Annotated in this window: 5 protein-coding genes; all 5 read right to left on the bottom strand. The window is 66.3% G+C overall.

The annotated features are described in order from the left end of the window. Positions 1–18: 18 nt before the first annotated feature. A complete protein-coding gene (locus A5892_RS20130) occupies positions 19–684 on the bottom strand; it encodes a hypothetical protein (RefSeq protein WP_150123473.1) in 666 nt (221 codons plus the stop codon). Further along, complete coding sequence (locus tag A5892_RS03800; RefSeq protein ID WP_064121668.1) at positions 677–8,233, bottom strand: two-partner secretion domain-containing protein; 7,557 nt, start codon at positions 8,231–8,233, stop codon at positions 677–679. The genes A5892_RS20130 and A5892_RS03800 overlap by 8 nt, the downstream gene beginning before the upstream one ends. Positions 8,234–8,280: 47 nt before the next feature. Continuing rightward, on the bottom strand, positions 8,281–9,936 hold the full coding sequence (locus A5892_RS03795; protein ID WP_190295651.1) for a ShlB/FhaC/HecB family hemolysin secretion/activation protein: 1,656 nt from the start codon (positions 9,934–9,936) through the stop codon (positions 8,281–8,283). A gap of 238 nt (positions 9,937–10,174) precedes the next feature. Beyond that, complete coding sequence (locus A5892_RS03790; RefSeq protein ID WP_064121666.1) at positions 10,175–11,698, bottom strand: YifB family Mg chelatase-like AAA ATPase; 1,524 nt, start codon at positions 11,696–11,698, stop codon at positions 10,175–10,177. A 389-nt stretch (positions 11,699–12,087) separates the two neighbouring features. Continuing rightward, the gene (locus A5892_RS03785; protein WP_064121665.1) at positions 12,088–12,471 is read right to left on the bottom strand and encodes an accessory factor UbiK family protein; all 384 of its coding nucleotides are present in this window, start codon (positions 12,469–12,471) and stop codon (positions 12,088–12,090) included. Positions 12,472–12,527 lie beyond the last annotated feature (56 nt).

Genomic DNA, 12,527 nt, shown 5'->3' with positions numbered 1-12,527 from the left:
CGCCACTTCCTGCGACGACTACTCTCGCGGTTTTGCGGGATTTTTCTCCACAAACTCTATGAAACGTTTATATAAAACAGGATATTTCGCCTTTAGTCCCGTTCCCGTGTCATCGAAATAATTCGTCATATTGGCCAGTTTTTCACAGCGCTCGATACACTCGAACCAGGGCTGTCCCGACCAGTCGCCTGTATTATCGAGGCGAAATCCAGTCACTTTTTCTCCCCCAAACCAGCGTATTTGATTCTTGAGAAACTCCCATCCATAGGCGTGGCCATTGGGGTTGAGATAGATACGTACAAAATACCTCCCTCCTTTGGCCTTTGGATTGAAGGGATCGCAATCCTTACTTCGGATTCTCTTCGGAGCTGCATTAGACTCTATCATACATCTGACTACATCGTAGTCTCGGGAGCCGATCAGGTAGCGCCCTTTCACCACATGCATCACTTCCCAGCGGTAGGCTTTTTTCAATGGCATCATTTCTACCCCATTACCAAGCGGAGGAATCACATTAGCCAAGGGCGCCTCCATATCCCGATTTACCGCAAAGACAGGATAATCATTTGGGTCCACACGGAAGATATTATCGTCCGCAGCAAAATTATCCTCGGTGCCTGCCGATATATAGCGTTCATAAGAGACGCACCCCCCCAGAAGTCCCGCCACCAGGAGACTAGTCACCAAACTTATACCTTTCAGGGTACAGATCGATATAGGGTTTATAAAATTGATCAAAATTATGCTCCCAAGGCAGTAATGGAACGATGTAGGCATTCGGATTGAGCGCTTTACCCAAGACGCCGCCGTTGACCAAGTCGCCAGCGCCGATGGTCAGGGTAGTATTGCTCGAGGCGATATTGCCGAAGGGCAGGGAGAAGAGATGGGCTCCTTTGAGCAAACCATTGGTGGCCATATAGTTGGCGCTCAAAACCCCCAGGCTATGGCCCATGGTATAGCCGCCGAACCCTTGCGAGGCCAAGTGTGCCTGCACAGTGGAATCGGGCAGCCCTTGGTAACCCAAGGCAATATCGATCGCATCGAAGGGCAACCCTTGGATATCGCGATTCAGTACTCCACGCTCACCTATAAAATTGTTATGACTATAGCCACCATCCGTCGCACTAAACCGCGTTCCCACGCCGGGTAACTGCGCTCCGATGATCGAGCCACTCATCAGCGCCCAGTTGAGCTGCTCGCCACTCAAGCCGATGCTCTCGGCGAATTCACTCTGCACTTTGCCCATGACCTGCTGAGCACCAAGCAGCGCGATGCGATTGCCCACCACGTCCCAGGCGCCATTCGCCACGCTGGTGCCAATCACTTTCGCGCTGTTGATGGGATTGTTGTGGAATGTCCCGCCGGCAAGGTAGTTACCCAGCCCGCCGGTAATCGCGCCATTGAGCGCAGCCTGATTCCACTCCTGTCCTTGGCTGACGGCACCGGCGGCGCTTCCCACTGCACCGCCGATGGCCCCCGCTACCGCGGCGTTGGCCCAACCAGCGGCGGCGGTCGCGGTCTGGGCGGCCCAGATCGAAGCAGCTGTACTCGCACCGGCTGCGGTACTCGTCCCTGCCATGGCGCCGATCATACTTCCTGCCGCGCCGGCGGTGAACGCTGCAGTGACGATCGCGACCGCCATGCCCACTACTGGACTAACGCCCGACTGGCTGTACTGGAAGCTGTCGTGGATCTCCTTGACCTGCCGCCAGTCGATGTCGCCGCGCTGTTCCATCTCCTTCAGCCAGCCGAGCTGCGGGTCGGCGGCGACCATCGCGTCGAGGGTCTGGCTCACCGTGCGCTGGTCGATTTGGGCAATCTCGATCGAGATTCCTTCGGCCGCGCGGATCGCGAGTTCGCCTTGGTGGATCAGTTGGCTCTGGCGCAGGGTCTCGTCGGTCGTGCCCCGGCCCTTGGCAGACTGCCAGGCGAAGCTGCTGCTGCTTTTGTGCCGGCTCTGCTGCTCGATATCGCGGGCGGCCTCGAACGCTATCTCGCCGCCGCTGATCAGGCTCAGCTCGCCTTGGGACGCAAGTCTCGCGCCCTGGTAGCGCTGGTCGCCTTCGCTTGCCAGTACCAGGTCGCCGCCGCTTTCGATCTGGCTGCCTTGCGCGGTGAGGGTGAGCCGTTCGGTGCTCTCGGAGCGCTTGCGCCCGAAGCTGCCCTTGCTGCGCCGCTCGTCGAGCTGATGGTCGAGATCGGCGGCCGCATCCAGGGTCAGCTCTCCCCCGGCGTAGAAGTAGGCGTTGCCGCTGGTCTCGACCCGGCTCGCGGTGAGGCCGAGATCACGCCCGGCGATCACTGCGGCGTCCCCGCCGACCACCAGTTCGCTCCCCTGCTGGCGCACCTGCTCGTCGAGCTGATGGGAGTAGCGGCGACTGCTGCGCCGCTCTCTTTCGCTCGCGACGAAGTTCTCCTGAGCGTCGAGGCGCAGGTCGCGCCCGGCCTCGGCCAGCAGGTCGCCGTGAATATCGACGCGGGATGCATCGATCACCAGGTCCTGCCCGGCGCTCAGGCGAGCGTCGCCTTGGATGTCGAGACGGCTGCCGAGCACTTCGACGCTTTCGCGGCGCTCGGTGAGGTTGGGCTGGCGATTGACGTCGAGCCGCGCGTCGGTGACCGCCTCGAGGCGCAGGTCACGCCCGGCGGCGAGCGCTGCATCGCCTGCCGAGGCGATCTCGCCGCGGTTGACCAGGTCTCCCCCGGCGCGCAGGTCGAGGCGTTCGCCGGCGACGATCCGGCCGCCGCCGTCGAGCGCGGTGAAGGCGTGGTCGCGGCTGCCAGCGACGATCGCCAGCCGGTCGTTGACGATATCGCCCTCAAGCGCGCGCAGGTCGACCTGAGCCGCGGATATCTCGCCGCCGATGGCGTTGCGGATGCTGTCGTTAGCCACCATCGAGACCCGCTCGCCGGCCTCGACCAGGCCCCCTTGGAGGATCGAGCCGCCGGCCGAGAGCGTGGTATCCCGCGCGGCCGTGAGCGTGCCGACGTTGATCAGCTCGCTGCCGCTGATCAGCTCGATGTCGCGCCCTTGCACCAATGCGCCGCCGCGCACCTTGCGCGAGTCCAACTGGGCGAGGTAGAGCACCGGGACGAGTACCCACTGCCCCTCGACCTCCTGCCACTCGGGCCAGACGATGTCGTGGGTCAGCGCGGCGGTCTGGGCCGGGCTCAGGCTGACGCCGACGGAGAGTCCGAGCGGCTCGCTCGAGGCGATGGCGTTGTCGAACAGGTAGCGCAGCTGGTCGGCTTCACTGCCCAGGCGGTCGTCGACGAAGCGAGAGCCGGTAGCGGCCTGTACCGCACTGCCGACCAGCCGGCTTTCGTAGCGACCATCGCCCAGCAGCCGGTAGGCACCGTCATCGCTGTAGCCGAGCTTGTCGAGCAGGTAGTCGGAGCCAAGGACGTTCTCGAGGCCGGTGAAGGCCGGATTCGACTCGACCAGGTAGCGGCTCTGCGGCGAGGGGCTCTGAACGAACAGGCCGTACTCACCCTGGGGCAGGCGGAAATCCGGCTGCTCGACGGGTGCGATGCGCTCGAATGGCACATCGGCGTAGCTGGCCGCCGGCTCGATGACGATAGGTGTGTCCAGCGCCTGTCGCTCACCGCTCGGCAGCCCAAGCTCGGTCCGCGTGGTTTCATCGATCTCGCCGGCCTCGCGGCTGGCGCCACTCAGATCACCTGCTTCGCGCCGGCTTGCGCTCGCCGCCTGGGGCGCGAGGGTATAGCTCAATCGCGCGACCGGCCCCGCGACCGACGTATCGCCAAGCCGGCCCTCGAGCTGCGCCTGGACCTGCTCGTCGACCTGGCCGTTGACCAGCCGTTCGCCAGCGACCAGCGTTACCCGCTCACCGGCCTGGATCGTCGAGGCGACGGTGCCGGGGATCTCCTGGCGCGAGATGACGTCGCTGACCAGGCTGTAGGTCCAGCCGGCGATGATTGCCGGCAGTGGCAGCGGCTCGCCCTGTTCGTCGAGGCCGCTGCGCGCATTCCAGGCCTCGATCCCTGCGTCGCGCTGGTCGGAGGCGCGCTGGACGTATCTGATGTCGCTTGAGTTCGAGTAGCTCTGGTTGTGCTGGTATTCGCGTCGGCGCTGCTCGAGGAAGGCAGTGGGTCCGCCGTTGTCGATCTCGCGGGCGTGGATGCTCAGGTCGCTCCCGGCGGCGACCAGGCCAAGGGTGTTGCTGAACCGATCGGCGTCGATCGTGACCTCGCCGCCGCCAACCAGCCGTGCCAGCGGCGAATCGACGACTACTTCGTAGCGCAGCGTGTCGTGGACGATCGGCTGGTAGTAGTAGAAGGTTCTTTCATATATCTGCCTGGGGCCACAGCCACCTCGCTCTCCACAGAGGTCGCTTTCCACCCGGTACTGATCGACCTGGGTCGCGGTGTAATCGATCCAGCTGCCTTCGCTGTGGCTTAAGATCGAGAAATGATCGCGCGTGTTGATCACCTCATCCGCGGCGAGACGCAGATCGCCCTGGGCCTCGATGCTGCCCGAGCGATTCTCGAACAGCCGCGCCCGGCCACCCTGGTCATCGGCGGCGAAGTCGAAGCGGCCGAGGCTGAACAGATCGGCGTAGCGGTTGCTCAGGCTGGCCGCGCGCAGCTGCATGTCGCCGGCGGAGAAGATCAGCGCGTCCGGCTGGTTGATGATCTCGCCCGCGCTCACCCGCAGCGTACCGCCGGCACCGAGGGTGCCTTGGTTATCCAGCCGTGCGGCCTCGATCTCGAGCGCGCCGGTGGCGGTCAGCCGACCACGGTTGTCGAGCGTCTGGGTCAGCCGGTAGCGGGCATCACCGCCGCTGAGCAGGTGGCCACGCTGGTCGAGCGAGGTGGCGGAGAGCTCGAGCCCACTGCCCGCCGAGATCGTTCCGGCATTGACCAGCTCACCCTGCAGCCGCAGGGTAATGGCCTGGTTGCTGGCCATTTCGCCTTGGTTATCGAGGTCCATGGCCTCGACCTCGAGCGTACCGGCGGAGGCCAGCCGATCGCCGATGCCGAGCCCTAGCGCACCGAGCGAGGTCAGGCTCAGCGCGCGGTTGCTGGCCAGACTGCCGAGCCCGTCGACGTGCTGCGCACTCAGTATCAACTCGCCGGTGCTTTCGAGCGTGCCACCGGCGCCTTGGAATTCGCCCACCTCGATCTCGGCCTGGCCCAAGCCGGTGTGGCGCAGAAGGCCCCCCTGGTTGCGCCAGTGCTGCGCCGCAAGCGTCAGGTTCTGGTTGGCGAAGGAGAGCTTGCCATCGCGGTTGTCGAGCGTGCCCTCCACCCGCAGCCGGCTGTCTCCGTCGGTGCCGAGCGCGCGCAGCTCGCCCCCTCGGTTGTCCAGCGTGTCGCTATCGAGAACCAGGCTATCGACGGCTTCGATCAAGCCGCCGTCGCGATTGTCGATGCCCGCCGCGCTCAGCAGTAGCGTATTTCCCGCCAGCTGGCCGAAGCGGTTGTCCAGCCGCTCGGCATCCAGTGCCAGCGCTCTCTGGGCGAGTATCCTGCCACCCTGGTTGTCGAGGGAGGAGGTCTCCAGCGCCAACGGCCCGCTGAGCGCGGCGAGTTCGCCTTCGCGGTTGTCGAATTCTCCAAGCTCGAAGCTGCCCTGCTCGGACTGGATTACCCCGGCGCGGTTATCCAGTTCGGCGGCGCTGAGCTCGAGCGCCCCGCCGTCGACCAGCAGCAGGCCACCGCGGTTGTCGAGCCGCCCCTCGGCGGCGAGCACTCGCATACCCCCTGCGCCAGCCAGCAGCCGGCCACCCTCGTCAACGTCCTCGCCATCGTCCTCGACACCGTTGTCGAGCAGTACCGCCTGCAGCGTGAGCCCCAGCGCGGCGAGTGCGCCGCCGCGGTTGTCGATCCGCCCGGCATCGAGCATCAAGTCGCCGTGGCGTACGTCGATGATGCCACCGCGATTGTCGAGACTGTCTTGGACGCGGATCAGCGCCCCGGCGGCCTCGGCCAGCATTGCGCCACCGCGGTTGTCGAGGCTGGCAGTGTCGAGCTCGAGCCGCTTGCCGAGCAGCAGACCGCCGCGGTTGTCCAGCACGCCCACCGTGGCATCGAGATCACCGCGCTCGGCACTGATCAGCCCGCCTGCGTTGTCGAGGGTGCGGGCGTCGAGGGCAACGTCATCGGCGACCACCACCGCATCCCGGTTGACCAGCTGCCCGGCGGTGAGATCGATCCGGGCGGCCGCCTGCAGCTGGCCGCCCGAGTTATCGATCGATCGTTCCACCTCCAGCCGCGCGTTGCCGACGCGGGCGGCGATCAGGCCGCCATCGTGGTTATCCAGTCGGCTCGCGCTGAGCTCGACATCGTCACCGATCAGCGTGCCGCCGGAGTTGTCGAGCGCCCCGCTGGAGATCTCCAGCCCCCCTCGCTGAGCGAGCAAGAGGCCGGCACTATTGTCGAGTTCGCCACTGACCAGGTGCAGCTGATCGCCTGCGATGGTGGCCTGGCGGTTGTCGAGGGTCGCCGCGGAGAGCGTCAGTTCGCCCTGGCGCGCGATCAGCGAGCCGCCTGCGTTGTCGGCCTCTGCCCGCACTGCCAGCTCGAGCGGGCCAGAGGAGGCCTCGATCACGCCATCGCGATTGCCGGAGAGCCGGCCCAGCGCCAGGCTCGAGCGCTCGGCGAGCACTACCCCGTCGCGGTTGTCCAGGTCACCAGCGTTGAGTTCGAGCCGTTCACCGGCCTGCAGCCGGCCGCCTTGGTTGGCGACAGTCTCCTTAGCGACGAGTCGAAGCGCCTGCTGGGCTTCGATCCGTCCGGTCCGATTGTCGAGCTGGGTTACCGCGATAGCGGCCTCGCCCCGCGAGGCTTGAATCAACCCTTCGCGGTTGTCCAACGCACCTGCATCGATCTTGAGCGTATCGGCCGCGATCACCCCGCGCTGGTTGTCCAGCGCCCTGGCGTCGAGCGCCAGGGCGCCACCGTCGGCCAGCAGGAGGCCATCGCGGTTGTCGAGCCGCTCGAGCGCCAGCTCCACGTGCTGCCCTTGGGCGAACTGAAGGGTCCCGCCTGCATTGTCGAGACGGCGTGCCTCGATGTTCAGCGCACCGCTCGCCGCCAGCGTACCCTGGTTGACCAGCGTCTCGGCACCGAGGGATACCTGGTCGCCGCTAACCTGCCCTTGGTTGACGAGTTCATCGCCGGCGCGCGCATCGATCTGCGAGGCGAGCATGCTGCCATGCTGGGTGATCCGCTCACCGGCGGTGAGCTCGATGCCACCGCCCGCGCGCAGCGTGCCTTGGTTGCTTATCTGCCGCTCGGCCGACAGGCGCAGGTCGGCCGCGCCGTCCAGGGTACCGTCGACCGCGATACTTACCGCATCGGCGATGAGGCTCCCCCGGCTCGAGGCGTTGGCCAGCGTCAGGCCGCCGGCCGCATCGATGCGCAGCTCACCCCCGCTGGCCGCCATGTCGCCGGCCAGGCGCACGCCGACCCCGGCCTCGGTACCGACCAAGCGAATGCTGTCGGCGTACATGCCACCCAGCGCAGAGGCGTCGATGGCGAACTCCGGTGTCACCTCCTGCGCGCCCTCGAGCGGTGTCGCCTCGAGCGTGTCTGCATCGACCTGATTGCGCCCGGTGACCACCTCCAGGCGCTTGGCATGCAAGGCGGCATTGAATTCAGCGGCACGAGTGACGATCGCGAAGCGATCGACCCGGCTAGCATCGAGCCCGAGCCCTTCGATTTCGACCTTTCCGGCCTCGACGGAGAAACCGCTCAGCTCGCCTTGGTCGATCAACGGTCGACCGGTCGACAGGGTCACCTGGGGCGTATTGATGAAACCGCAGCCGTCACAGACGATCCCGGAAGGGTTGGCGATCACCACCGCTGCGGCCTGCCCCGCGACCTCGGTGTAGCCGGCGAGCCGAGAGCCACCGCCGCCGGTGACCTCGTTGACGATCAGCCGCGCTGCCGAGCCCTGCAGATTGGGGTTGCCGACGATCAGCCCCGCCTGCTCGGTCGTCTGCCACTTGTCGGTGACGTTATTGAGAATCGCGCCTTCACGGCCGACATCGAAGGATTGGTAGCGGTTGTGCGAGAGCCCCCGCTCGTTCGGCGTAGCGATATCGATCACCGGGACGCCATTGGCGGCCTGGTCGATGCGGGTATTCTGGCCACCGCCCGGCGCTACGACGATGCCCTCGGCAAGCGCCGCGACGGGCTGCCAGACCAAGGCGTTGACCAGTACCACGGCGAGCAGCCGGGCCAAGGGAGAAGCAGGGTCGCGCATGGCTCTCGTTCTCTGTAGCGGTTCGCGCCGAAGGGAGGGAGGGCATTTCATAGCGTCAGGCCGAGCTCGAAGTAGATCGGGGTTTCACGCTGGGGCAGCGCGCTTGGGCGCTCGATCGACCGGGAGACACCGAGCAGCGCCGAGAGCTGCTCGCCGCGCAGGCCGAACTCGAGCGCCGCGCCGCTCATCCTGCCGTGGAGTTCATCGTTGTAACGGCCGTGACGGATCACCCCGAGGTCGTAGGCCAAAGTCACCTCGAAGAGATCGAAGACCCTTGGCACCGGGTTCAGCGGGTGCGACCAAGTCACCTGGTTGCGCCAGTACCCACCGGTATCGCCGGGTAGCGACTGCTCGCTGAAGCCGCGCACCGAATCCTGGCCACCGAGGCTCAACCTGGCCGGACTGTAGAGAACATCGGGGCTCCACTGGGCATGCAGCAGGCCGAAGTAGCGCAGCGGCAAACCGACGACGCTGAACGGGCGCAAGTAGCTCAAGGTCAAGTTCGCCTTGTCGTAGCGGGCTTTCGGCGCGCCATCGGGACGGCCATGGTCATCGTCGGCGCCGAACAGCCCGGTGCCGTGGGACCAGGCGACATCGCCGTTGAACAATCCACCGGCCAGCCTGCGCCCATGGTTGAGCCCCAGCCGCCACTCGCTGAGCACCCGGCTGCTGACGCCGATGCGCGTGCCGTCGATGTAGTTGCGCGTCGCCGTTCGCGAAAGTTGGGTCGACAACGAGGTCTTGCTGGTCTGGTCGCGAGCGATCAGACGCTCGGCACGCAGCAGATGACGCTCGCTCTTGCCATCGAGGTCGAAGATGAAACCGTTGGCCTCGCCACGGGTGGCGTAGGCGCTGTCGATATAGCGGTAGGCAAAGTTCCAGTAGCCATAGGGCAGGGAGTAGCCGACTTGGTTGCTGTCGGTATTGCGTTCGGCCCCTCGCGCCTGGCTGCGGATCAGCTGGAGGTCGAACTGGTCGGCGAGGCCGAGCGGCTCGTCGAGCCACAGCCCGAGCCCCCACTGCTGGCGTCCGACCGAAGGCTGACCGCCATTGTGGCGAGAGAGATGGATTCGCCAGGGGCGCCCGGGGTCGTCTTCCAGGACCACACGGCTACCGCCGACCCGATCGCCAGGGCGAAGGGCCGCGGTCACTCGGCGGGAAGCCAGCCGGTTGAGTTGGTCCAAGGTTTGCTCGATGTCGCGAAGATTCAGCACCTCGCCCACCTCGAGCGGGCTGGCCATCGCGACCGAAGAGGCCGGCAGGGTCGCGGGGCGATCGATGCCTTCGAGCCGCCCTTCGACGACCCTCACCACCAGCGCCTCATCGGTCTCCTGCACCGGCAGGTAGGCTCGCGTGGTGATGAAGCCTCGATCCAGGTAGTCGTTGGTGATGCTCGCCAGCAGCGCATTGAGCGCCGCAGCGTCGAGGCACTTGCCGAGATGCTCGCGGCGCAGTGCCTCCAGGCGCTCGGCGGGCAGCCGCTCGCCGCCCTCCACCACCAGCCGCTGTACCGTGACGCAGCCTGAACCAACCGCCATCGAGGGCTGCTCCCGCAGGGTCGGGGCGGGCCGCAAGCGCTGCAGCCCATCGAGCCGCTGCCGTTGATCCTCGATCAATCGCCGCTGGCCCTCGCGCTGCAGCTCCAGGTCGCTGGGCGTGCTCGACTGCGCCCAGCAAAGCGGTGTTCCAAGCAGCAAAAGCAAGACCCCGCCCCATTTGCCCCGCACTCGCGGCGAGACAGCTACCGATAAGCCCATACGCACCGCCCATCCTGCCCAGCATTCCCTACAGCGAAGCCGCCTCGACCCAATCTTCCGGCGATGCTAACGCTCTCCTTGGCGCTACCATCGGCACGTACATGGATGAACTTGAGTCTTTGCCGATGCACTTTCGGGCGCGCCGCCGGCGCTCAATGCCAAGCAAAGAAAGCGACCAAGCGCTTCATCGCTGGGCCTTGGCACCATCGCCGCGCAGCAGCCGGTCGAGCTGGCGATAGCCGAGCGCCTCCATCAGGTGCTCGCGGGTCAACCGGGCAGACGCCTGGAGATCGGCGATGGTCAAGGCGACGCGCAGCACCCGGTGGTAGGTGCGGGTCGAGTGGCCGAGGCGTTCGAGGGCGTGGGCGAGCCAAGCGCGCTCGGCATCGCTGAGCGCGCAGGCTGCCTCCAGTTCACGACTGCCCAACCGGGCGTTGAGTGCGCCCCGGCTAGCCTGGCATCGACGTGCGGCGACCACCCGCTCCCTCACCGAGGCCGAAGCCTCGCCAGGGCGCTGGCGAGCGAGCTCGTCGGCGGCGAGCGCGGTCATCTCCACCTGCAGGTCGATACGATCGAGCAGTGGTCCGGACAGCCGCGCCTGATAGCGCTGGATCTGCGCGGCGCTGCAGCGGCAGGCGCGACGCGGATCACCCAGGTGTCCGCAGGGGCAGGGGTTCATCGCCGCGACCAGCTGAAACTCGGCTGGGAAGATCGCCTGCCGCGCGACACGGGCAATCGACACCGTGCCGCACTCGATCGGCTCGCGCAGCCCTTCGAGCGCACGGCGCTCGAACTCGGGCAATTCATCGAGAAACAGCACGCCATGGTGGGCCAGGGTGATCTCGCCCGGCATCGGTTGCGAACCACCACCGATCAACGCCCCCGGGCTTGCCCCATGGTGCGGGGATCGAAATGGCCGTCGCCCCCACTCACCGAGCGGTGCCAGGCCGCAGCGCGAGCGAATCATCGCGACCTCCAGACGGCGCTGCTGGTCGAGCGGTGGCAAGAGCCCCGGCAGGCGTGCGGCGAGCATGCTCTTGCCGGTGCCGGGGGGGCCGGCGAAGAGCAGGTTGTGACCGCCCGCGGCGGCGATCTCCAGCGCCCTGCGCGCCTGGTGCTGGCCACGAACGTCGCAAAGATCGGGCATCTCGGCGAGATCGAGCGCCGGCGTCGTCGCGGGTCTTGGCAGCAAACGCTCGCGGCCATGCAGGTGGGCGACGACCTCGAGAAGATGATCGGCGGCGATCACTTCGAGGCCTTCGACCAGCGCGGCTTCCTCGGCGTCCTCGCTGGCCACCAGCAAAATCGCACCGGCGCGATGAGCGGCCAATGCCGCGGGCAGCACCGCGCCGACGCCGCGCAGGCGGCCATCGAGGGCGAGCTCGCCCAGGCACTCGAGCCGCTCGACGCTCTCGGGCGGCAGCTGATTGGAAGCGACCAGGATAGCCAGCGCGATCGGCAGGTCGAAGCGACCACCCTCCTTGGGCAGATCGGCGGGGGCCAGGTTGAGTGTGATTCGCCGGGTCGGGTACTCGGCACCGGCATTGAGCAACGCGCTGCGCACCCGCTCACGGCTCTCCTTCACCGCCGTCTCGGGCAGGCCGACGATCGCAAGCCCCGGCAACCCATTGGAAATATGGACCTCGACCTGCACCAAGGGAGCGTGCAGGCCGAGCAGCGCCCGACTGCGGACGACCGCCAGCGACATGGAACCTCCAGGAAACGAGGAGTACGACGACTCGGTTCCGGTTAGATCGGCCGGCGCAGGCGACTTTTGACCCGCCAGGCGATGCAGCGGGTAGCGATGGGACGATGCCGGGGATTCGACGGCAGCGCCTTGGAGGTGAGGCGGAAAACACTGCACCACCATGGCGCAGCAAAGCGACATCGGTTCCACCCCGGAGAGACGACGGACAAGCACTGCTACCTATGCGCTCAGCGCAGGGAGGCCCTAGCGATGCTCGCATGCACGACCGGCCCCTCGCCGCGCAAAGCGCGCGCGGGGGGCTCGGCGGCATTCAAAGCGGATGAGTGGGCCGACTGAAAGCCACCCTGCGCCCAATCATCGAGCGCGCAGCGATGGATGGAGGATGCGGCTCAGGCGTCGCGTTCAGGGCTATAGTCGCCCGCGTCGCCGGGCTTGCCTCGCTTGGTCTTGGGCTCGGTGGGCAGCTCCTTCGCCCCGGCCGCGGTTGCAGCCGCCCGCTGCTCGACCTCGGCCACGGTGCTGGGGACATCTTCACCCAGCCGCGCCTCGAGTGCGGCGAGCTGCTTCTCGAGCGCTTCGACCCGGGTGCGGGTGCGGGTCAGCACATCCATCATGATGTCGAAGTCTTCGCGCGAGACCAGGTCCAGGCGATCGAAGGCCCCCTTCATCGCACCCTGCACGCTGCGCTGGATCTCTTCCGGCGCCTGGGAGACGCTTGAAAGCCGCTCCCCGATCTGCTGAGCCAGACGGCTGAATACATCGTTACGAGTCATGACATCTTCTCCGTTGCGAATAGAGGGCCGGCCGGCGACTCGGCTCGGTCGGCGCG

It is taken from the genome of Halotalea alkalilenta, from assembly GCF_001648175.1.
Lineage (GTDB): Bacteria > Pseudomonadota > Gammaproteobacteria > Pseudomonadales > Halomonadaceae > Halotalea > Halotalea alkalilenta_A.
This window is presented reverse-complemented; position numbering and strand designations above follow the sequence as displayed.

Bases quoted from the DNA above. Each gene is read 5' to 3' on its own strand.
- A5892_RS03800 (WP_064121668.1), bottom strand. From the start codon at position 8,233: ATGCGCGACCCTGCTTCTCCCTTGGCCCGGCTGCTCGCCGTGGTACTG.
- A5892_RS03790 (WP_064121666.1), bottom strand. From the start codon at position 11,698: ATGTCGCTGGCGGTCGTCCGCAGTCGGGCGCTGCTCGGCCTGCACGCT.
- A5892_RS03785 (WP_064121665.1), bottom strand. From the start codon at position 12,471: ATGACTCGTAACGATGTATTCAGCCGTCTGGCTCAGCAGATCGGGGAG.